The sequence below is a fragment of the Rhodococcus sp. NPDC003382 genome (assembly GCF_053589135.1).
On sequence record NZ_JBSFRH010000076.1, the window covers coordinates 1 to 21,934 of the forward strand.

At 66.1% G+C, this 21,934-nt stretch carries 21 protein-coding genes; 10 read left to right on the forward strand and 11 right to left on the reverse strand.

The genetic code is table 11. The features are described from left to right. Positions 1 to 58: 58 nt before the first annotated feature. The 9 genes from ACWDUD_RS29520 to ACWDUD_RS29560 all read right to left on the reverse strand — a co-directional run bounded on the left by ACWDUD_RS29520 (position 59) and on the right by ACWDUD_RS29560 (position 11,735). Positions 59 to 1,342 carry an NAD(P)/FAD-dependent oxidoreductase gene (locus ACWDUD_RS29520; RefSeq protein WP_450111636.1) on the reverse strand — a complete coding sequence of 428 codons (1,284 nt, stop codon included), beginning with the start codon at positions 1,340 to 1,342 and terminating at the stop codon, positions 59 to 61. Continuing rightward, the gene (locus ACWDUD_RS29525; protein ID WP_248672911.1) at positions 1,329 to 1,649 is read right to left on the reverse strand and encodes a 2Fe-2S iron-sulfur cluster-binding protein; all 321 of its coding nucleotides are present in this window, start codon (positions 1,647 to 1,649) and stop codon (positions 1,329 to 1,331) included. Before ACWDUD_RS29525 ends, ACWDUD_RS29520 begins: the two co-directional genes overlap by 14 nt. A 10-nt stretch (positions 1,650 to 1,659) precedes the next feature. After that, entirely contained in the window at positions 1,660 to 2,907 is a 1,248-nt protein-coding gene (locus ACWDUD_RS29530; protein ID WP_450111637.1) for a cytochrome P450, read from the reverse strand. Positions 2,908 to 2,949: 42 nt separating this feature from the next. Continuing rightward, the gene (locus tag ACWDUD_RS29535) at positions 2,950 to 3,858 is read right to left on the reverse strand and encodes an SDR family NAD(P)-dependent oxidoreductase (RefSeq protein WP_450111638.1); all 909 of its coding nucleotides are present in this window, start codon (positions 3,856 to 3,858) and stop codon (positions 2,950 to 2,952) included. Between the two features lie 34 nt (positions 3,859 to 3,892). After that, positions 3,893 to 4,840, reverse strand: a complete 948-nt coding sequence (locus tag ACWDUD_RS29540) for an SMP-30/gluconolactonase/LRE family protein (protein WP_450111639.1) — start codon at positions 4,838 to 4,840, stop codon at positions 3,893 to 3,895. A 212-nt stretch (positions 4,841 to 5,052) separates the two neighbouring features. Next, the gene (locus ACWDUD_RS29545; RefSeq protein WP_450111640.1) at positions 5,053 to 5,787 is read right to left on the reverse strand and encodes an ABC transporter ATP-binding protein; all 735 of its coding nucleotides are present in this window, start codon (positions 5,785 to 5,787) and stop codon (positions 5,053 to 5,055) included. Next, the gene (locus tag ACWDUD_RS29550) at positions 5,784 to 8,573 is read right to left on the reverse strand and encodes an ABC transporter permease subunit (RefSeq protein ID WP_450111641.1); all 2,790 of its coding nucleotides are present in this window, start codon (positions 8,571 to 8,573) and stop codon (positions 5,784 to 5,786) included. Before ACWDUD_RS29550 ends, ACWDUD_RS29545 begins: the two co-directional genes overlap by 4 nt. Before the next feature lie 28 nt (positions 8,574 to 8,601). After that, complete coding sequence (locus tag ACWDUD_RS29555; RefSeq protein ID WP_248672905.1) at positions 8,602 to 9,843, reverse strand: ABC transporter substrate-binding protein; 1,242 nt, start codon at positions 9,841 to 9,843, stop codon at positions 8,602 to 8,604. Positions 9,844 to 10,268: 425 nt separating this feature from the next. Then, positions 10,269 to 11,735, reverse strand: a complete 1,467-nt coding sequence (locus ACWDUD_RS29560; RefSeq protein ID WP_197252056.1) for an FAD-dependent oxidoreductase — start codon at positions 11,733 to 11,735, stop codon at positions 10,269 to 10,271. Between the two features lie 227 nt (positions 11,736 to 11,962). Between ACWDUD_RS29560 and ACWDUD_RS29565 the strand changes: the two genes are divergently transcribed. The 5 genes from ACWDUD_RS29565 (at position 11,963) to ACWDUD_RS29585 (ending at position 15,581) form a co-directional block, all read left to right on the forward strand. Continuing rightward, a complete protein-coding gene (locus ACWDUD_RS29565; protein ID WP_450111642.1) occupies positions 11,963 to 13,000 on the forward strand; it encodes an MFS transporter in 1,038 nt (345 codons plus the stop codon). A 54-nt stretch (positions 13,001 to 13,054) separates the two neighbouring features. Further along, positions 13,055 to 13,447: a hypothetical protein gene (locus ACWDUD_RS29570; RefSeq protein ID WP_450111643.1), complete on the forward strand. Its 393-nt coding sequence runs from the start codon at positions 13,055 to 13,057 to the stop codon at positions 13,445 to 13,447. Positions 13,448 to 13,674: 227 nt separating this feature from the next. After that, positions 13,675 to 14,022 (forward strand): hypothetical protein, encoded by a 348-nt coding sequence (locus tag ACWDUD_RS29575; protein WP_197252057.1) that lies wholly within the window; start codon positions 13,675 to 13,677, stop codon positions 14,020 to 14,022. Beyond that, positions 14,015 to 14,683: a Dabb family protein gene (locus ACWDUD_RS29580; RefSeq protein ID WP_197252058.1), complete on the forward strand. Its 669-nt coding sequence runs from the start codon at positions 14,015 to 14,017 to the stop codon at positions 14,681 to 14,683. The genes ACWDUD_RS29575 and ACWDUD_RS29580 overlap by 8 nt, the downstream gene beginning before the upstream one ends. A gap of 136 nt (positions 14,684 to 14,819) precedes the next feature. Then, the gene (locus tag ACWDUD_RS29585) at positions 14,820 to 15,581 is read left to right on the forward strand and encodes an IclR family transcriptional regulator (RefSeq protein WP_197252059.1); all 762 of its coding nucleotides are present in this window, start codon (positions 14,820 to 14,822) and stop codon (positions 15,579 to 15,581) included. Positions 15,582 to 15,587: 6 nt separating this feature from the next. Here ACWDUD_RS29585 and ACWDUD_RS29590 read toward each other — a convergent pair whose 3' ends face one another. After that, positions 15,588 to 16,220, reverse strand: coding sequence for a PadR family transcriptional regulator (locus ACWDUD_RS29590; RefSeq protein ID WP_197252081.1), 633 nt, complete (start codon positions 16,218 to 16,220; stop codon positions 15,588 to 15,590). 199 nt (positions 16,221 to 16,419) lie between these two features. On the opposite strand from ACWDUD_RS29590, the gene ACWDUD_RS29595 reads away from it, so the two are divergent. Both ACWDUD_RS29595 and ACWDUD_RS29600 read left to right on the forward strand, forming a co-directional pair. Beyond that, entirely contained in the window at positions 16,420 to 16,809 is a 390-nt protein-coding gene (locus ACWDUD_RS29595; protein ID WP_450111644.1) for a nuclear transport factor 2 family protein, read from the forward strand. Positions 16,810 to 16,864: 55 nt separating this feature from the next. Beyond that, positions 16,865 to 18,055 carry an NADH:flavin oxidoreductase gene (locus ACWDUD_RS29600; protein ID WP_450111645.1) on the forward strand — a complete coding sequence of 397 codons (1,191 nt, stop codon included), beginning with the start codon at positions 16,865 to 16,867 and terminating at the stop codon, positions 18,053 to 18,055. Positions 18,056 to 18,184: 129 nt separating this feature from the next. Here ACWDUD_RS29600 and ACWDUD_RS29605 read toward each other — a convergent pair whose 3' ends face one another. Next, positions 18,185 to 18,343 carry a hypothetical protein gene (locus tag ACWDUD_RS29605; protein WP_450111646.1) on the reverse strand — a complete coding sequence of 53 codons (159 nt, stop codon included), beginning with the start codon at positions 18,341 to 18,343 and terminating at the stop codon, positions 18,185 to 18,187. A gap of 232 nt (positions 18,344 to 18,575) precedes the next feature. On the opposite strand from ACWDUD_RS29605, the gene ACWDUD_RS29610 reads away from it, so the two are divergent. Genes ACWDUD_RS29610 through bphC form a run of 3 tightly spaced genes read left to right on the forward strand, consistent with a single transcriptional unit; the run spans position 18,576 to position 21,894 of the window. After that, positions 18,576 to 19,739, forward strand: a complete 1,164-nt coding sequence (locus ACWDUD_RS29610) for a Rieske 2Fe-2S domain-containing protein (RefSeq protein WP_450111647.1) — start codon at positions 18,576 to 18,578, stop codon at positions 19,737 to 19,739. A gap of 38 nt (positions 19,740 to 19,777) precedes the next feature. Then, positions 19,778 to 20,959 (forward strand): acyl-CoA dehydrogenase family protein, encoded by a 1,182-nt coding sequence (locus ACWDUD_RS29615; protein WP_248672901.1) that lies wholly within the window; start codon positions 19,778 to 19,780, stop codon positions 20,957 to 20,959. A 26-nt stretch (positions 20,960 to 20,985) separates the two neighbouring features. Beyond that, positions 20,986 to 21,894: a biphenyl-2,3-diol 1,2-dioxygenase gene (gene bphC, locus ACWDUD_RS29620; protein ID WP_248672900.1), complete on the forward strand. Its 909-nt coding sequence runs from the start codon at positions 20,986 to 20,988 to the stop codon at positions 21,892 to 21,894. Positions 21,895 to 21,934: the final 40 nt, after the last annotated feature.

Below are 21,934 nucleotides of genomic sequence, written 5' to 3' on the forward strand. Positions count from 1 at the left end.
TGCGGGTCGCACCGCCTCATCTTTTGCCCCCCTCCCCCGATTGCGCGGTGTCACCTGCCTAGCCGAGAGCCGCAAGCAGCTTCTTCAGGGCAACACCGTTGTCCGCGAGTTCGTCCCGTGAGGGGCGGACCCCCCGCGCGAGTGCCGACCGCACCGCCACGAAATCTGCTGGTGCATTGACACATTCCGCGGCGATCAGCGCGTCCTCCGCGAAATACAGTGTGACGCGTCGCTGGGGTTTGCCGATGTCGCTGCGGATCACGACGTCGGCGTTCTCGTCGACGCGCCCGACGATCTGGAGTTTCCACGATCCCTGATCGGACCAGAACCACGGTGCCGGCCGCTGGGGAACGTCGTGGCCGAGTATCGTCGCCGCGGCCGCATTCGCCTGCTCGATCGCGTTGTCGACCGATTCGAGCCTGACCCTGCCACCGCCGCGGGACACCTGGACCGTGCAGTCACCGATCGCGAGCGTGCGACCGTCCGATGCCAGACACTGTTCGTCGACGACGACACCGCGGTCGCATTCGAGCCCCAATTGTTCGGCCAGCTCGGTACGCGGCTCCGCCCCGACACCGACAAGCACGGTCGCAGCAGGAATTTCACGACCGTCGGCGAGCCGCACCCCCCGGATGCGGTCGCCGGCGACGACGATCTCCGTCGGTTCCGCAGCGAGGGCGATGTCGACACCCATCTCCGCGTGAGCGGCGAGCAGGAAATCGGCTGTCCCCGAGCCGACTGCCCGCCCCATCGGGCGGGGTCCGGCCTCGACCACGGTGACCTCCGCGCCGAGGCCGCGGAGGGTCGCCGCGACCTCGAGACCGATGAAGCCTCCGCCGATCACCACGACCGGTCCACAGCCGATCCGCTCCGCCAGCCGCCGAGCGTCGTCGAGCTCGCGGAGGACCAATACGTCACGGTGGTCGGAACCGGGTATCGCCAACCGGCGCGCGCGGGCGCCGGTGGCGAGGACCAGACGGTCGAAGCTGCGTGTCTCCCGGGACCCGTCGGCGCGGCGCAATTGCAGGGTCACGCCGTCGCCGTCCCGATCCGCCCTCTCCGCAACGGTGCCAGACAGGAGCTCGATCCCGTTGTCCGCGTAGTGGTTCTCGGCCCGTAGTACCAGCGAGGTGGCCGATCCGTCGCCCTTCAGCCACGCCTTCGACAACGGTGGCCGTTGATACGGCAGGTGAGGCTCGCCGCCGATCAGGGTCAGCGGGCCCGTGTAACCGCCGGCGCGCAACCGGTCGGCGAGGTGCACAGCCGCGTGCGAGGCGCCGACGACCGCCACGCCGAGTGGCGGGTCGCCGGTGCCCCGACCGTTGTCGTCACGCCTGCTCATCGGGCACCGTCACGTGGACGTCGACACCCTCGCGGAGGATCAGCTGACACGACAACCGCGAGGTGTCCTCGCGATCGCTCGCCGTGCAGTCCAGCATGTCGTCCTCGTCCTCCGTCGGAGGATCGAAGTACTTCAGGTCGTCCTCGGCGAGGTAGACGTGGCAGGTCGCGCACGAGAGCGTGCCACCGCACTGACCCACGATGCCCGTCACACCGTTGGTGACAGCCGTCGACATGACGGAATCACCTGCAGCTGCGTCGATCACACGCTCCGAGCCGTCGGGTTGGGTATAGAAGACCTTCGGCATGTCGAGGTCCCTACCACGTCACCGGGACGTCGACGACCGGCTCGGTGAGGTTGTTCTTGTCCACTTTCGGCTCGCCGACCAGGGCGAGGCCCGGCAGTCGCTTGAACAGCTCCGTGATGGCCACCTGCATCTCCATCCGTGCGAGCGGCGCACCCAGGCAGTGGTGGAGCCCGTAGCTCAGGGTCAGGTGCGGATTTCCCTCGCGTCGCACGTCGAACTTCTCACCGTCCGTGACCGCGACCCCGTCGTGGTTCGCCGACGCCGGGTCCACCAGCACGGCCTCACCCGCGGCGATGACGTGCCCGTCGATCTCGACGTCCTCGGTTGCGACGAACGGCACCAGACCGCCGCCTCCGGTGACGGTGTCACCGAACGCCATTCGCCCGTGCCGCAGGATCTCCTCGACCGCGGTCGGGGCGACGCCTTCGACGTCCTCGAGCAGGATCTTCAGCTGTTCCGGGTTCTTCAGCAACGAGAGCACACCGAAGCAGATGAAGTTCGCTGTGTTGTCGAAGCCGCCGATGATCAACACCAGGGCGATCGGCAGAATCTCGGCGTCGGTGAGGGTGTCGTCCTTGTGCTGGGCGTTCGTCAGGTCGCTGAGCAGATCCTCCCGGGGATTCTTCCGCCGCTCGTCGATCAGGGCCATCATGTAACCGACGAGTTCGGTCATGTTGGCGACGACCTCCTCCTCGGGCATGTTCGCCACCGCGAGGGTCGCCGAGCTCCACTTCTGGAACTTCGGGCGGTCCTCCGGCGGCACCCCGAGAAGGTTGGCCAGCATCTGGATCGGCAGAGCCACAGCGTAGTCGTGCACCAGGTTCGCCGGGGACCCCTTGGCGACCATCTCGTCGATCAGGTGGTTTGCGAACTCCACTGCCGATTCCCGCATGGCGCGTACGCGTTTCGGCGAGATGGACTTCTGGACGAGCTTGCGCAGCTTCGTGTGCTGCGGCGGATCCTCGAATTGCAGTGTGGTCTTCAGGAACTCGGGAAACTCGACGAAGTAGGGCACTACCCGCTCACCGGTGCGGAACGGTTCGCGCACGAAGCGGGGATCGCCGAGCATCTGCCGCGCGGCAGCGTTTCGGTGGATGACCCAGACGTCACCGCCGAACGGCATCGTCATTTTGGTCATCGGCCGATCGGCGGCGATGGCGGCGTACCTTCGCGATGCTTCGTTCACACTCACCGGACCGAAGGGGTAGGCCGTGTCCTCGGTCTCGGTGGTGGTCGTGGGGGCTTCGGTAGAGCTCACTGTGCTTCTCCTGGGGCTGAGCCGATGTCGTGGAAGTTCCGGTCAGGACGTCGCCGGGACCTGTGCCGGAGCCACGATCTGGGGGATGGCATCGGGGGTGATCGCCATGATGTCGTCGAACCGCTCGGCGACGGTCTCGATCGTCAGAGCGGGATCGTGGATCCCGACGGTGTTGAGGATAGCGAGGCGGTTGACGATACCGCCGGCGACGTTGAAGACCTCACCGGTGACGGTGCACGTCGGGTGCACGAGGTACGCAGCGACGGGGGCGACGTGCTCGGGCCGCAGCTGGGTACGCATGTACTCCATCACCTCGGGGGACAGGGTGTCCGCGGCCGCCTCTGCCATACGGGTGCCCGCACCCGGGGCGATGGCGTTGACCTTCACGCCCGACTTCAGGCCTTCCAGCGCCAGATTGCGGGTCAGACCGAACAGTGCGCCCTTCGACCCTCCGTAGTGCGACATGTCCGGATTACCCAGCATCGCTTGGGAAATGGTGTTCACCACCCGCCCGGCCGGCGACTTCAGCAGGTGCGGCCAGGCGGCCCGGCAGACGCGGAGTGCACCGAAGTAGTGCACGTCCAGATGTCGCTGGTACTCCTCGTACGGAACCTCGTCGAACGGCGCGGTGCGCACGATGCCCGCGTTGTTGATCACAGCATCGAGCTGCCCGAACGCCGACAGGGCGGTGTCGACGAGTTCGACGGCACCGTCCTCGGTGGAGATGTCGGCCGAGCAGGCGACGGCTTTGCCGCCGGCTGCGGTGATCGCGTCCACGACCTCGCGGGCCGGATCGTCGCCGTCGACTCCGGAACCGTCGATGGCCGACCCGAGGTCGCCGACCACGACCGCGGCACCACGTGACGCGAGCAGTTCGGCGTGTGCTCGACCGATGCCGCGTCCCGCGCCGGTGACGACGACCACGCGGTCGGTGAAATCCAGTGCTGTCATGAATGTTCCTCGAATCGTGTCGTGTCGGTGGGTGTCAGGGGCGGGTGTCGCCGCCGTGGGACGAAACGTCGGCAACCCAGATGGTGCCCAGCGCCTCGCGTGCAGACTTGTCGAAATCGAAAACCTCGACACCGACGGTCATGTAGAGGGTCGTGCGGTCGGGACCGCCGAGCAGGCAGGCCGAGGCGACGCCGTTCTCGAGCGGCACGGGAATGGCATCCGTCATCCCCTCCTCGGTGAAACGAGCCACGTAACCGCTGCCGGGCATCGCCGCCCACACGCCGCCCTCCTCGTCGAGCCCGATGCCGTCCGGCAGGAACGGGCAGGATGCGAACAGCCGCGGATTCGACAGCGATCCGTCGGCGGCACGATCGATCACGGTGAGCTTCTGTGCCATCACCTCGGCCGTGTAGACCTTCGTGCCGTCCGAGCTGATTGCGATCCCGTTGGCGCACAGCAGCGGTCCGACTTCATCGGCGGTGTGCGCGGAACCGTCGGGTTCGACGACGATGATCGGAGAGGGCACCGGCTCCTCGCCGGCGAACAGGTCGAATCCGAGCTGCGTCACGTATGCGCGTCCCTCGGCGTCGACGACCATGTCGTTGATAGCCGCCTGCGAGAAGGCGGACAGGTCGGCGAGGACTTCGAGGTCGTCGGGTCCGTTCCCGCCGTGGACGAGGACGAGCTTTTCGTGCATCGAGACGACGATCAGCCGGCCGTCCGGGAGCCAGCCGAATCCGCCCAGGACGATCGGCACCTCGGTTCCGGCGCGGCGGCCGGTCGCATCCACGACCACCGCCACATTTCCCTCGGCATCAACGGTTTTCAGGGTCGCGGTGTACATGTCGGAGAACCAGAGGATGCCGTCGTGCCAGCGCGGGCACTCCGGCCATGAGAAGCCGTCCGCGATCTTGCGGGGTTCGATGACACGCGCACCAGCCGCGGCGACGGCGGCGGCGGTATCGGCAACTACGTCGGTCATGTCGGTCCTTCCGGTAAGGGCGTGCGGGCGCAGGGTCCACGAGCAGTAACGCCGGCCCGATGAATACGGGCCCGGGCCGTGAACTGCGTCACATCAACTTTCATCACGGACGATAGGGTCAGGAAATGTGCGGCGGATGAGTGCCTCCCGCTGAATGGTCACCATCCTCGATGCCGACTCCGGGTCGAGGCCCGACCATGGGATCGGGCTTCTCAGATCCCGGCGTGCGGGCGGGACGACGACCCGAGATAGGCACGTTCGATCCGGTCGGGTTCGGTTCGGAGCGCCTCCGCCGAATCGGTCAGTGCCACGGTGCCGTGCACCAGCACAGCGGCACGGTCGGCGACACCGAGAGCAAGGTGGACGTGCTGCTCGACGAGTACCACCGACATTCCCTCCTCGGTGGCCAGCCTGCGAAGCACCGCCAGGATTTCGTCGACGACGACGGGCGCCAACCCCATGCTCAGCTCGTCGATGAGCAGTACCTTCGGACGCTGCAGGATCGCGCGTCCGATTGCGAGCATCTGCTGCTCGCCGCCCGACAGCCGGCCGGCAGCGACTCCGAGCCGCTTCTCCAGGGCCGGGAAGTACTCGAGCACCTCGTCGAGTGCTCGGCGTCGACGTCGCCGATCGCGGACCGCCAGACGCAGGTTGTCGGTTGTCGTCAATCCCCGGAACAGCGCACGGTCGTCGGAGACCAGAACCAGCCCCGACAGCACCGCCTCGCGTGGGCGACCGCCGCCGACGGTCAGGTCGTCGACGACGACCTCGCCATCGAATCGGGGCAACAGACCGGCCAGGGACAGCAGCAGCGTGGTCTTGCCTGCGCCGTTCGGGCCGAGCAGGCTCAGGATCTGCCCACGGTCCACCTCCAGGCTCACGTCCCGGACGCAGGGACGGCCGGAAACGTAACCGGTCGACAGATTCCTGATCGTCAATCCGTTCACGAGTTCGCCTCCTGTGTTTCGTCGATGCGTGCGGCAGCGAGCTCGGGGACAGCTTCGAGAGCGGGATCCACGTCGCGGGCAGGGGCGCCGAGGTATGCGCTGATCACCCGCTCGTCGGACCGAATCTCGTCCGGTGGCCCACATGCCACGACCCTTCCCAGGTCGAGGACGACGACGCGGTCACAGATGGTGAGCACCAATTCCATGTCGTGTTCGACGAGCAGGATCGATGTTCCGGCATTGCGGGCATCGACAAGCCGTTCACCGAGCCGACGGCTCTCCGCGCCGTCGAGCCCCGCTGCCGGTTCGTCGAGCAACGCGACCTTCGGCGACGAGACGAGGACACGCGCGACAGAGACGAGCTGACGCTGTCCCTGAGAGAGGGTCGATACCTCGGCGTCTGCGACGTCTCCGAGTCCGACCGTGTCCAGGACTGCCCGTACTCGGTCCGCTGTGTCGTGGTCGGATCCCGATCTGGCCGCGCCCACCGTCACGTTCTCGGCGACGGACAGGTCGTCGTACAGTTCCACGTCCTGGAAACTGCGGCCGAGTCCCAGCCTGCTGCGCCGATGCGGCCGCAGGCCCCCGATGTCCGTGCCGTCCAGAACGACCGTGCCGCTCGCAGGCGCGAAACCGGTGATCGCGTCGACGACGGTGGTTTTCCCCGCGCCGTTCGGACCTATGAGACCGACGATCTCCCCTGCACAAACGTCGAAGGTCACGTCCGATGCCGCTTGCACCGCCCCGTAGTGCACGCTCAGATCCCGTACCGACAGAATCGGTTCGCCCACGACGGGCGAGGACGACCGCACCGCTGCGGTGGCTGTTCCCTCTACGGGGACCGGGCCCGAGGACGACTTCCTCAGGGTGGGCAGCGGGATCCGGGGCAATTTGCCTGCGATCCCGTCCGGATTGAACATGATGGTGACGATGAGCAGGATGCCGCTGATCACCGCGTAGTACTCGCCGAGGTTCAGGAACCGGTCGACGAAAAGGTACAGAACGCCGCCCGGCGCAATGAGTCCGGCGAGGACGGCACCGGTGACGGAGGTGATCCCCGCGATGTACATGACGGCGAACAAGGTGATACCGAGGAAGACGGTGAACGGTTCCGGTGTCGCCAACGTCTGCTGGTACGCCATGAGAGAACCGGCGAGGCCGGCGAGGAACGCACCGATCGCGAAGGCCGCCAGTTTGGTGCGCGGAACGTTGATCCCCGACGCCGCCGCGGAACGCTCGTTCGCCCGGACCGCCAGCATGTCGGTCCCGAGCCTGCTGCGCCGAACCCACGCGACGCCGAGGGCGGCCGCAACGAGCACGGACAGGCACATCAGACCGAATGCGAGACGCGGATAGTCTTCTCCCGCACCGATTCCGAGGTCGAATCCGAACAGTCGGGGGGTGTCGACCGGAGCACCTGCGACACCGCCGTTGAGTTGCGGGTTCCGGAACCAGAATGCTTCGAGGAACACTGCCAGCGCCAGGGTGACGACGGTCAGCGGCAGTCCCCGTACCCGCAGGGCCGGCAGACCGATCACAATGCCGATGACCGTCGCGAACAGTGCGCCGATCAGCGGCGCGAAGGGGAACGGTATTCCGAGGTGGTTGTTCAGAACGCTGATCGAGTAGGCGCCGACGCCCGCGAGTGTCAATTGCGCCAGGGAGACCTGTCCCGTGTACCCGGTGACGACGACCTGGGACAGAGCGATCACCGCGAAGATGATGCTGCTGACGATCGCGGCGCGATAGCTGCCGCCGGTGACCAGCATCGCGACCACGGCGACCGCGACGGCCGGAATCGCCGGCGCGAGAATCCGATCGGGGCGTGGGGCGTGGCCGAGTCGCTGCCGGACGACGCTGCCGCGGTCGGGTAGGGGCCGCCCCTTGACGACCAGGAATACGAGAATCAACAGCAGCGGGATGGCCTCGGCCATACCCGCGTGCGGAAACCAGTCGAAGGTGACCTGCAGGTTCGTCATTTCCGCCTGCAACGAGCCGATCGCGATGCCCGCTGCGACGGTCAGCCAGATCGAGCTGAAGTTCCCGACGAGCGTCGCCGCGAGTGCGGGGACGATGAACATCGAGTAGGCAACGGGATTCAGTGCAACGATCGGAGCTATGAGAATTCCGCCGAGGCCGGCGACGACCGACGACAGCGCCCAGTTGCTGAACGCGATCCGATCCGGCGACAACCCCGTCAGGTAGGCACCCTTCTCCGACTCGGCCGCCGCCTCCGTCGCGATTCCGAAGCGGGTGAAGCGGAACACCAGCGCAGCCAGAACCGCGATCGCGACGACTGCGACGGCAAGCCAGATCCGGTCCGTCGGAGCTTGACGAGAACCGATCGTAATGCTGTCGAGCGCGAATATCGGTTCGACGGCGACGATCTCGGTGCCCACCCGAAGCGCGATCACAGCCTGGAGCACGATCATCAGTCCGATGGATGCCACCGCTTTGGCGATCACCGGTGCCGTGCGCATCGGCCGGAAGATCAATGCGTAGAACAGAACCCCCAGCAGAGCCGCGACTGCCAACGACACGGCCATGGCCGGTGCCACCCCGAGCGGTCGACCGAGGTCGATCGTTCGGGGTAGCCCCGGGATCGGGACCATCAGCTCACCCGTGCGCAGCAGCGCGTACGTATAGGCGGTGTAGAGGGCCACGGCTCCGGTGGCGAAGTTGACGACGCCGGAACTCTTGAACGTCATCACGAGTGCCAGTCCGATTGCGGCGTACACGGCTCCGTTGCCGAGACCCAGCACGAGATAGGCGAGATGGTCGGTCATGAAATTTCCTTCTGGGGATACGGATCCGTCAGCCGGTGACCGTGAGGTTCACGGGGATGCCCTGATCGTTGATCTCACCGATCAGCATCTGTCCGGAGCAGATCGACGGCATCATCGGGAACGCAGTTCCGTTGCATGTAAAGGTGATTCCGCCACCGGCAGGCATCTCGACGTTCGCAGCGGTACGCAGAGCCTCCTGGATCGACGCAGCGTTCACCTCACCCGAGATGCTGGATGCTGCGCCGGCGAGGGCCATCACCGTCTGGTAGCCGGTCGAGCCGTAGCCGGTCGGCGACAGGTCGGGGGCGTACTCGGCGAAGATCGACCGGAACAGCACCGTATCGGGCCGGTCGGACAACGCATCCGTGGCGGTGATGCCGATGTTGCCTTCGACCGTGTCGATACCGATCGCCTTGACGACATTTTCGTCGAGGCAGGTCGGGATCAGCACCTTCTTCACCGTCGGCGCGGTCGTCTGAACTGCCTTGAGCACCGAGGTACAGGTGGCTGCATCGCCGATGAAGCTCACGCCGTCGGGGTTGCTCGTCAGTCCGGCCGCGACGACAGGCGTGGGATCCGGTGTACCGAGCGGTACCGGTACCACCTCGAGTTCGACCCCGAACCCCTGGAAGATCGGCTTGCCCATCTGGTCGATCATGCCTGCGATGCCACCGCCGTCACTGGCGAACATCGTGAACTTCGACATGCCCTCCTGCTGCGCCGCGGTCGCGGCCGCCGTCAACGTTCCGGGCAGACCTGCGGACAGCGCCGCGACCTCCGGCGACATAAGTTCGACGGCCGAGACGCCGTTGAGAGTCACGTACGGGATCCCCGCACCGATGACGATCGGAACGATCGCCGGCCCCTGGGAGGTTCCGGGAGAAAGGACCGCGGCAACCTTCTGCTCGACGAACTGGTTCGCGCAAGCGGTCGCCGACGTCGGCTCTTCCTGCTGCTTGCACACCACGAGCTCGATCGGACGACCCGCGAGCCCACCGCCGTTGTTGTTGAGATATTCGACCGCGGCCTCCGCACCTTCGCGCATCTCCGGCAGCGACACCGCCGCACCACCCTCGGTGGAGACGAACCCGATCTTCACCGGCTCTCCGGTCGCCGGATTGCTCGGCAGCGCGGACGTCGAACCGGCCGCTGCGCTCCCTCCGTCCGATTCGTCGCCGGCACATGCAGCAGTGCCCAGCATTCCGGCAAGCAGTAGAGCGCTCGCACCGGCAACGGTCCGCAACCGCCGATTCCGACCGCGTGGATTCATAATGTGACTCCTTCACCGAGGATGACTATGGAGGCGAGCGTGGTACCGGGCATATCGAGTGCTGAAAGTGAGGTACATCACGTCGCATCCGGGTGCTGAATTATGTGAGTGCGAAGCTCTCCGGCGGAGGGGGGTCTCCCATTGAACGGGATACTCGATCAGAGGGGACCGAGAGCTTCGCCGATGACCGAGAGAGATAGGCACACCGCGATATTCGCGGACACCCCGGAGGGCACCCTTTCGAGACCCCAGCACCATCGCACCACGAAAGATGTTTCCTTATAAAGAATCTCGCGGTGACCATCGCTGTCATAACCGGGAGTGTGCGAAATCCACTGCCGTGGACAGCACCGAATCGCGGAGCCTCACAACGACGTACGTTGCAGAACTCCGCGATTCGGTGGAGTCGCGTTGGATCGGCTCTCCTATCTCCGTGCAGCGCTCATCCCGGCGCGACGCCCGAAGAAGCTACCGTCACCCAGACTGGCGCCACTGGCGTAACCACCGGCACATACGCCGGCGGTGCATCGTCCGGCGGCGAAGAGCCCGGGAATGGGCTCCCCCGAAACATGGAGTACTTCCGAGTCGACACTGGTCTTCAAACCTCCCAAGGGAAATCCCGACGTCATTCCACGCAGATCGAATGCCGCAATCGGCGTTCGGATGGGCCGTACCCACTTCGCATCCTTGGAGAACAACGGATCGGACCCGTCCGCCGCATGGGCGTTGTAGACGTTCACTGTCGAGGTCAAGGCACCAGCCGGCAGTCCCATTTCCTCCTCGAGCTCATCGGCGGATTCGCATACCCAGGTCGGTTCCGGCCGCCTCGCAGTACCTGTTGCGTCCGGCCCCAGCACTTCGTCGTACGCCTGCTGATCGATGATCAGGAAGGCCTCGTTGTTCTGATGGAACAGCATCGCCTGCCCGATCCTGCCCGGGTAGGTGTCCTCCGCGATGAATCTCTGCCCGTGTGCGTTGACGAGGATCCCCCGGACCATCAACTGCGGTGCGGCGTGAACAGCAACCTCCGCAGCGTCCATGTGTACCGTGGCGGCGCCCAATGCCTGCCCTATCCGGATGGCCCGACCGTCGTGGGCCTCGATCGCAGAGCCCGGCCGCCCCACGAGGACAGGTGCGTGATCGCGCACCATCGCCTCGTCGAAAGCGAAACTTCCCATGGCCAGGACGACGCCGCGACGGGCACGAACGGTGATCGTCCGGCCGTACCGTCGCGCGACCACACCTGTGACCGCCCCACCCTCGTCCACGACCACGGTCTGGACCCGGACGTCGTATTCGGCTTTCACACCCAGCTTCTCGGCCGTCTCGACCAGCGGCTTCATCAGCATGTACCCACCGCCACGTTCCCCGGTCTTCTTGTTGTCCATCCGGGGAAGATGCCCGCGCGGTGCCGGAGGAATCAGGTCCCTGAACGGTGCCGCGTTCTCTCCCCCGGAGTACATCAGCCCTTCGTCGTGCGCCGGCTCCCATCCGGGCTCGCCCCAGAACTCCTCCTTGAACGGAACGCCCGCGTCGACCAGCCAGTTGTAGTGTTCGACGCTGCCTTCGCAGTAGGCATCGATCTTCTCGTCATCGGTGGCCGGACCGAGTGCGGCCTTCATGAACGCCTTCATGTTCTCGACCGTGTCGTCGAACCCGCACGCCTTCTGAAGCGGTGTCCCACCACCGAGATAGATGAATCCGCCTGCCATCGAGGCGGCACCGCCCCAGCCTCCCGACCGTTCGAGCACGAGCACCTCGGCTCCCGCACGGGCGGCCTCGATCGCGGCTGCGGCACCCGCGATTCCGTATCCTGCGACGACGACGTCGGCCTCGAGATCCCACTCTGCGATCTCGGATTCGAGGACGGGACGAACCGTTTCGGCAAGCATCTGAATCTCCTCGGGTCTCACGGACACTGCGGCCGCACGGTCTCACCGCCCCGACACCCGACGGGAGCATTCCTCCCACTGAGTGGTCCAAACCGGCAGCGATCGAGGCAACGACCGCAGACACTCGCCCCGGCACATGATTCGCACCTCGTGTGTGTGACCGATCACAACAGCTTCGCCGTGTCGGGCGGCGAAGCCGTATTCACCTCATCCCAGGAGAACAATCGATGTCAGATCCCTCACTCCGGTTGCCGACCGGTCCGATCGACGGTTCCGCAGTATCGAGATCGACGGCCCTGATCATCACCGCGCTCGTCCTCGCGGAATGCTTGAGTGCCTTCGAGGCCGGCATGATCTTCATCGCACTGCCACGGTTCAGCGAGATCTTCGAGGCGCCTGCGTCCACGACCGGGTGGGCCGTGACCGCCTACATGCTCGTGGCGGCAACGGCCGCTCTTGTCGGTGGCCGGCTCGGAGACATGTACGGGCGGAAGAAGGTTCTCATCCTCGTGATGCTGGTGTCCACCCTCGGTTCGGTGATCAGCGTCTTCGGTGACTCGGTGGGAGCGATCATCGTCGGCCGCGGTGTGCAGGGTGCCGCCGGCGCGATTCTTCCGCTCTGCTACGGCATCGCCCGTGAAGCGCTGCCGGCCGGCAAGGTCTCTCTCGCGGTCGGATTCATCAGCGGTGCCGCGCTTCTCGCGGGATCGGGGGGTTCGCTGATCGCAGGGCTCCTGCTCGACGTGGCGGATTGGCACATGATCTTCGTCTTCGCGGCGGTTCTCGCCGTTGTGGCCTCCATCGTCGCTGCGTTCGCGCTTCCGGGCTCCCACACTCCTGCCGAGCTACCGAGCTTCGACTACATCGGCGCTGCTCTGCTGACGCCGGGTCTCACCGCTCTCCTTTTCGGCATCACGCAAGGACCGAAGTGGGGCTGGACGAGTATCGGGGTCGTCGGACTGATCGTCATCGGCATCGGTGTTCTCGCGGTGTGGACCGTCTGGGAGATGCGCCGGCGCGAACCCCTCGTCGATCTGCGGGTGCTGACGAACAGGCAGATGTCGCTGAACCTGATCGGACTCTCGGTGCTGGCTCTCGGTCCCGTCGGGGCGGTGCAGATCGTCACGCCGATGATCCTGCAGTCTCCGACGTCGCTGCCCGTCGGACTCGGCATGTCGGCAACCGTGACGGGGCTCGTGGCCGGCATCGGCGCGATTGTGGGATTCGGCGCCTCTCCGATAGCCGGGGTGGTCGCCGGTCGATGAGGCGGTAGGACCGCCTTCTTCATCGGCGCCGTCCTGTTCGCCGTCGCCAACCTGATGATCTACTTCGGCCACAAGTCGTTGCCGGTGATGATGGGTGTTTTCGCCGTCGCCGCCGTCGCAACGGCATTCGCCTACACCGGATACCCGAAGATCGTCATCGAATCCGTCCCCGAGGAGGTCACGAGCGTCACGACAGGAGTCTTGTCCACTGCGCGGCAAGCGTTCTCCGCCGTGGGGGTGGCCATCGTGTCGGTCATGCTCTCCCTGTGGACCGTGCCGGGAACGACCGCGCCCGCCCTGTCGGCGTTCGATCTGGCTGTGGGGTGGTTCATCGCGTGCTCGCTCGTCGTGGCCGTCGTCTGCCTGTTCATCGCTCGGCCGGAGCAGACGGGTGGTGCCGAGGAAACTGCACCCGAAAACGCCGAGCCCTCGGCCACTTCCGCTTGATGCACCTCCCCCACGTCCCCGAACCTTGACGATCGTACGGCCGAGGATCTCGATGCTCGAGTAAATATGTTGCACAGCAGTCGAAGTCACAAGGGGACGCGGCTTCCACGCGGAGGGCGGGACACGCACGGAATTCGGTGCGTGCCCCGCCCTCCGCCTACGGAACTTCTCCCGCGAAGTGGGAGAAGGCCCTCCCCGGCGCTTTCGACGGCCGTAGCGTCCGCGGTATGGCAGACGAGACGATATACGTGATCGACCGAGTGGTCACCAAACCAGGATGTGCGCGACGATTTGTGGAGGCGTATGTCGCAGAGTACGTTCCGGGTGGCCGCCGACGCGGTATGACACTCGACCGGATTCTCGTCAGCCCGCCGGTGTGGTTCGACGACGATTCCAATACCGTCACCATCACCTGGACCGTCGACGGTGTCCACTCGTGGTGGGAGATGACCCGTCAGAGCCGCCGCGACCCCGGCCTCGGCGAGTGGTGGTCGGGCATGGACGAACTGATCGTGGAGCGCTCCCGGACCATGGCTGCCCACGCCGACGACGTCGAGGGATTGAACGATGTATAACGTGACTCGCGTCGTCCACTTCGACGCCACCGCCGATTTCTCGGATCGCGCCGAGTACACCGAGAACGTCCGGCTCGCAGTGAAGGAACTCGGGGCACTGCGCCGGCTCGTGTCCCCGACCCTGCCGGGTGTGATCAACGGCGGAGATCTGCTCGTTCATCTCCGGTTTGCGTCGGCGGACGAGGCGGCCGGTGCGATCGAGACCCTGGACGCGACCCTCGGCTCACCCGTCGTCGCGCGACTGGACGGCGTGCAGTACCACCCGGGTCGGGCCCAGTCGCGTCCGGACGCATCTCGGACCGTCTACCGCGCGCTACTGCTGCGCGTCGCTCCCGGCACACCGGAAGCGACCATCGAGCGATTCGAGCGCGACCTGCTGAAGATGCCCGGGTACATCGAGTCGATAGTCTCCTGGCGCCTCAGTCGTGTGGAGGATTCGGTGGGTCCCACCGCCTGGACCCATGTATGGGAGCAGGAGTTCTCCGACCACGCCTCTCTCATGGGCCAATATCTCGACCATCCGATCCATTGGGGCGTGGTGGACCGCTGGTTCGACCCCGAGTGCACGGAGGTCGTGGTACGCGATCGCGTGTGTCACACGTTCTGCGCCCTCGACGGCGCCGTCCTCGATCCGGGAAGCGACGGCGGCCCGAGCGACTAGAGGTGGCGGCCGCCGTCGGATACTCCACCCGACCCAGATCAGTGACCTGCTTCACAACGCCGATTTCGTGTGGCACTATTCCTAATCGAAACACCCACGTAGAAGCGTCAGCAGCGCCTCGGCTGTAGGAGTATCCATGGCGATCCAGGTCGGAGCCGACCATACGACCCCCAGCGCAGTACTCGACCGCGTCGGCCTCTTGCTCGACGCGTTCGACGGTGCCGGTCGTCTCACACTCACCCAGATCGTGCATCGAACGGGCCTACCCCGCTCGTCGGCCCATCGCATGCTCGAACGGCTGGTTTCGATGCGATGGCTCCACCGCGAGGGACGCGACTACACCCTGGGATTGCGGTTGATGGAACTCGGCTCGCTGGCCGTCCACCAGGACCGGCTGCACGCCATCGCTCTACCTCATCTGCAGGAACTGCAACGCCTCACCGGTTTCGTCGTACACCTCGCCGTCCTCGACGGCGACGATGTCGTCTACATCGAAAAGCTCGGTGGACGGCTGGTGTCCGCCGTTCCCACGCGCATCGGCGGTCGACGACCGGCGCACAGCACAGCGCTCGGCAAGGCACTACTCGCCTACACAGGCACCCCCGGTCACGACTACGACGACATTCGCGAGAACGGGGTCGCCTTCGAAAAAGAAGAATCCCTCACGGGATTCGGGTGCATCGCGGTTCCGATCGGCCCGATCGGCTCCGCGGTTGCCGCGGTGTCGGTGTGTGGCCCGTTGCCTCATCTGCGCTTCGACCATCGGCTGACCTCCCCCGTCCGGATGACGGCCACCGCCATCTGGCGCACGCTCGACCGGAATCACGTCACTCCGACGCTTCAGCGTCGCCGGCATCTGCATCCGACTGCCGATGCGCGCCAACCGCAGTACGCCTGACCGCGCCTATTCTTCGTCGGAGACGGCCTCGCCGCGCTCGACCGCGGCGAGGCCGTCCGACATCCCTCTCCAGCTACCGGGCGTCCGCGGGCGAGGTATCCCGAACCCGTCGACGTCGCTGCTCGCGAAACGTGCTGCCGCGGCGTCGATGTCGTCGAGGAGCTGTCGAGACAGATCGATCTCGGCCCGGAAGTAGCGCTCTGCCCACCGCAGGCTCATCTGCGAGAATGCCCAGCCCGGTTCACGATCGGAGTGATCCGCGTGCTCACCGGCTCGGCGCAACTTGTCTTCGAGATTCACGATATGGTCGCGCACGATGGCCTTCAGCTGCTCCGGATCGTTCAGATGTCCCATGTACATCCGGAGCATGACGCCGTGCTTGAGCACGGGAATCTCCACCGGCGCCTCACGCGACCACGTCCGCACCGCTCCGATGCCGGCCTCGGTGATCGAGTAGACACGCCGGCCTCGGGTTCCGGGTTCGCTCACCACACGGGATTGCACGAATCCGAGCGTTTCGAGCTTCTTGAGTTCCGCATAGACCTGACTGACCGAAGGGCTCCAGTAGTAGAAGCCGATACTCCAATCCGCCCACTTCTTCAGATCATTGCCGGTCAGTTCCTCCCCGAACGAGAGCATCCCGAGCACCGCCCAGCTCGTCGCGGGTAATGCGGGATATCGCTCGGCATCGGTATCGGACACCACGAAAGCGTAACAACGACGATGGACGACGTCGGGCCGCAATCTCCCGCTGCGTGGGAAGGGGACCGTTCATCCAGGACCGCCCCGGATAGCGTCGGCAAATCCATCCCATCCTCGCGACGTCACAGGAGCAATCATGACAACTTCCGAGGCAGCCGACCTGACGGAGCGCATTCGTGCGACCGTGAATGCCTATCTCGCAGCGGTGGCTTCCGGCCGCGCCGCCGAGGTCGCCGCGCTGTACGCCGACGACGCCGTCCTCGAGGACCCGGTAGGCAGCGAGCCGCGCGTCGGACGTGCAGCGATCACCGACTTCTACAAGGGCATCGAGAGCACCGAGAACACGACCGAACTGCTCACCCTCCGGATCAGCGGACCGAATGCCGCGTTCCATTTCCGCGTCACCACGAAGGCCGGCGCCCGGACGTACGAAATCGAGCCGATCGACGTGATGACATTCGACGATCGCGGTCGGATCACCGGCATGCGCGCCTTCTGGGCGCCGACCGACATGGTTCAGCGCTGATCTGCAACGAGCCAGCGCAGTTGTCCCGCCGCCGACCGCTCGACCAGGAGTCCCCATGACCACCCGTGACATCCCCGACGTGCTCGCGCCCGCGACGTTGGGTCCGATCACGCTGCGCAATCGCATCATCAAGGCAGCCACGTTCGAAGCCGCCACGCCCGGCGCGCTCGTCTCCGACGATCTCATCGAGTACCACCGCCGACCCGCAGCGGGCGGCGTCGGTATGACCACGGTTGCGTACTGCGCCGTGGCACCGGAAGGCCGAACGGAGGCGAACCAGATCTGGATGCGCCCGGACGCGGTGCCCGGACTGCGGCGCCTGACCGATGCGATCCATGCCGAGGGCGCTGCCGCCTCGGCCCAGATCGGCCACGCCGGTCCCGTGGCCAACGAGGCCAGCAACGGACTGCCCGCGCTCGGGCCGTCGAGGCAGTTCAATCCGCTCGGGATGCGCACCGTCCACGCGGCGACACTCGGCGACATCGAACGGATCCGTCTGGCCCACGGGAATGCGGCCCGCCTCGCCGTCGAATCCGGCTTCGACGCAGTCGAAATCCACTTCGGCCACAACTATTTCGCAAGTTCGTTCCTGAGTCCGAAGATCAACCGGAGAGACGACGCGTACGGCGGGTCGCTGGCGAACCGCGCCCGCCTGGTGCGGGAGACGGCCCGTACGGTGCGGGACGCAGTCGGCGGGAAGATCGCCATCCTGGCGAAGCTGAACATGGACGACGGTGTTCCGGGCGGGTTCTGGCTCGATGAAGCCGTCCAGGTGGCGCAGTGGCTCGAGGAGGACGGCTCGCTCGATGCCGTCGAGCTCACCGTGGGCAGCTCCTTGTTGAACTCGATGTATCTGTTCAAGGGTGACGTTCCCCTGCGCGAATTCGCGGCGGCGATGCGCGAGCCTGTGCGTACCGGCATGAAGCTGGTCGGCAAACACTTCCTCAAGTCCTATCCCTACCGGGACCTGTTCATGCTGGAACAGGCACGACAGGTCCGCGCAGCGGTGAAACTGCCGCTCGTGTTGCTCGGCGGGGTCACCGACCGGGCCGGAATGGACACGGCCATGGCCGAAGGCTTCGAGTTCGTCGCGATGGCACGGGCGTTGCTCCGCGAACCGGACCTGGTCAATCGGATCGCCGCCGAACCGGAGCATCGATCACTCTGCATCCACTGCAACAAGTGCATGCCCACCATCTTCACCGGTACCCGGTGTGTCCTGGACGGGTCCGTACCCGTGCACTGACCCGAGCCCGTTCGGGGCCGGAGAATTCGAATCTCCGGCCCCGGACGGCTTCACAGCCGCCCGCAATGCAATGACACCTCTCGGTCACCGAGAGCCCTGTTCGTCGCGGGTGAGGAAGACCGAACTGCGTCACGGGGTGCTGTCGTGACCCCCGTGCCGTTTCATGGGGGCCACGAATGCGGCTCGGCTGTACATCCGCCGAGCGCTCTCCAGCATCGCCGGGTCGGTGGCCTGCCGCCACCGTTCCTCGACGAGTTCGTCGGTGATGAGCGAACGGTCGTAGACCATCGAGTGCAGGCAGGTGATGAGGCGTTCGGGAATACGAGGATGTGGGTGCGGAAGTGCTGCGCAAGCCGACGGTGGCACAGCGCTCCACCGCCGGTGAAGGCGACCTCCCGCGTAGCGGGACGCGAGACCGGTCCGGCAGAAAGTGTTCCGCGTGGCGGGACGATCCCTGTTTCGCCGTTCCCGCGGTCACCCACCATGACCGGCATCACTCCCATCCGGTCCGGAGGTCACCATGACGCAGACCAGCACCACCCCCGACGACGAGATCCGCTCGATCGAGGCCGACGCCGCGCCCGACCGCTACGCCCGCGGCTGGCACTGCCTCGGCCTGGCACGCACCTACCGCGACGGTAAGCCGCACCAGGTCGACGCGTTCGGTACCAGCCTCGTCGTGTTCGCCGACAGCGCGGGCGAACTGAAGGTCCTCGACGCCTACTGCCGGCACATGGGCGGCAATCTCGCACAGGGCGAGATCAAGGGCGATTCCGTCGCATGCCCGTTCCACGACTGGCGCTGGGGCGGCAACGGTCGCTGCACCGGGATCCCGTACGCGCGCCGCGTCCCGCCGCTCGCCAAGACCCGCGCGTGGATCACGCTCGAGCGCAATCAGCAGCTGTTCGTGTGGCACGACCCCGAGGGCAACCCGCCGCCGGAGCACGTCACCATCCCCGAGATCGAGGGCGCCGGCACCGACGAATGGTCGGACTGGTCGTGGAACTCGGTACTCATCGAGGGCTCGCACTGCCGCGAGATCATCGACAACGTCGTGGACATGGCGCACTTCTTCTACGTCCACCTGAGTGTGCCGCGCTCGTTCGAGAACATCTTCGAAGGCCACATCGCCACGCAGAACATGTCGTTCACGCAGCGCCACGACGTCGAGCTCGACCTCGACTTCGGTGCTTCCGACAATGTGTCGCGGTCGGAGGCGTCGTACTACGGCCCGTCCTACATGATCGACAAGCTGTGGAGCGAGACCGAGGCAGGAACCGTCGAGACGGTGCTGATCAACTGCCACTACCCGGTCACCCCGAACTCGTTCGTGCTGCAGTACGGCGTCATGGTCAAGCGCCTGCCCGGCATGTCCGCCGAGGAGGCGAACGGCATGGCCGCGTACTTCGGCAGCGGCACGGAGAAGACGTTCGAGCAGGACGTCGAGATCTGGAAGAACAAGGCCAAGATCGACAACCCGCTGCTGTGCGACGAGGACGGCCCGGTCTACCAGCTGCGCCGCTGGTACCAGCAGTTCTACGTCGACGTCGCCGATGTCACCGAGGACATGACCAACCGGTTCGAATTCGTCATCGACACCACCAGGTCGGCAGTCCACTGGGAGAAGGAGATGGCCGAGAACATCTCTGCCCGATCCGATTCCCTCAACGAGCCGGTCGCCTGAACGGCCGGCCCCGATACCCGAACCCGAGGAATACGACCATGAGTTACGAAGTACGCAAGCAGATCGACGCGATGGCGGACGAGCTGTTCACCGAGGGCATCGAAGCCGATCGTATCGGGCGTCTGGCCGACGGCACCGCGAAGCGGATGAAGGAGGCCGGCTCGATTCGCATGCTGCAACCGAAGGAGCACGGCGGCTTCGAATCCCACCCGCGCGAGTTCGCCGAGACCGTCATGCGCACCGCGGCGCTCAATCCGTCCGCGGGATGGATCCACGGCATCGTCGGTGTGCATCCGTGGCAGCTGGCGTTCGCGGATCCCCGCGTGCAGCAGGAGGTCTGGGGCGAGGACCAGGACACGTGGATGGCCTCGCCGTACATGCCGGCCGGCATGTGCATCCCGGTCGACGGAGGGTACAAGTTCTCCGGCCGCTGGCAGTTCTCCTCCGGCACCGACCACTGCGACTGGGCGTTCCTCGGCGCGATGGCATGCAACGCGGACGGCAGCGTGGAGATGCCGCCCCGCATGCTGCACGTGATCATCCCCCGCAGCGACTACGAGATCGTCGAGGACTCGTGGGACGTGGTGGGCCTGCGCGGAACCGGCTCGAAGGACGTGGTGGTGCAGGACGCGTTCGTCCCCGACTACCGGGTGATGGACTGCGACGAGGTCATCGACGGCACCGCGGCCCGCAACTACGGCCGCACCGAGACGCTGTACCTGATGCCGTGGTCGAACATGTTCCCGCTCGGCATCACGTCCGCCACCATCGGCATCTGCGAGGGCCTGGTGCTGCACGCCGACGAATACCAGTCGGCCCGGATCAACCCGCAGGGCACGGCCGTCAAGGACGACCCGTACACACTGTTCGCGATCGGCGAGGCCGTCGCCGACCTGCGCGCCGCACGGGACACCTTGCTGGCCAACGTCGATCGCATGTGGGATCTCGTCGACTCGGGGAAGACCCCGACGTTCGAGCAGCGTGCCGCGGGACGGCAGACGCAGGTGCAGGCGGCATGGCGGGCCGTGAACGCGATCGACCGCATCTACCCGCGGTGCGGCGGCAATGCGTTGCGCATGGACAAGCCGATGCAGCGGTTCTGGCGCGACGCACACGCCGGCCTGCACCACGCGATTCACGTGCCCGGCACCGTGTTCCACGCCGCCTCGCTGAGCCGTCTCGGGGTCGAGCCCGAGGGCCCGCTGCGGGCGATGATCTGACCACACGAGAAGCATTCGGAGAGAAGATGAGCGATATCAGAGCGCTGGGCTACGTCAAGATCCGGACGAACGACATGGACCGCTGGCGCACGTTCGCCTTCGACGTCCTGGGGTTCGCCGAGGGCAGCGGCCCCGACCCGGAGGCGCTGTATCTGCGCACCGACGAACGCCGGGCGCGGCTCGTCGTGGTGCCGGGTGAGACCGATCGGATCGTCGACATCGGCTGGGAGGTCCGCGATCACGCGGCGCTGCTGCGGGTGCAGAGCGCTGTCGAGGCCGCCGGTATCGCGGTGAAGCCGCTGTCGGTGGAGGAGGCGGACGCCCGCAGCGTGGAGGAGGTCATCGCGTTCCAGGATCCGTCGGGTGTGTCCGTCGAGGTGTTCCACGGCGCGGTGCTCGACCACAGCCCGGTGGTCACCCCGCACGGTGCCCGATTCGTCACCGGCGCAATGGGTCTCGGTCACGTGGTGCTTCCCGTGACGGCACCGGACGCGACGTTCGAGTTCTACACCGAGGTGCTCGGGTTCCTGCCGCGCGGCGCGTTCCGGCTGCCGGCGCCCCCGGAGTTCGGCCCGATGCGCATCCGGTTCCTCGGCGTGAACGAGCGGCACCACAGCCTCGCGCTCATGCCCGTGCCCGCCGGCAAGGATCCCGGTCTCATCCACATCATGGTGGAGGTGGACACCCTCGACGCGGTCGGCCAGGCTCTCGACCGGGTGATGCGTGACGGCTACTCGGTGTCGTCGACGCTGGGCCGGCACACCAACGACAAGATGGTCTCGTTCTACGTGCGGGCCCCCGGCGGCTGGGACATCGAGTTCGGCACCGACGGAATGCGTGTCGACGAGCGGTTCTACACCGCCGAGGAGATCACCGCCGACAGTTACTGGGGTCACGACTGGTCCGGGAGCGAACCGCTCGGCGTGATGTCCTGACACCCGATCCGGCGCCGCTCCGCACGACCTCGTGCGGAGC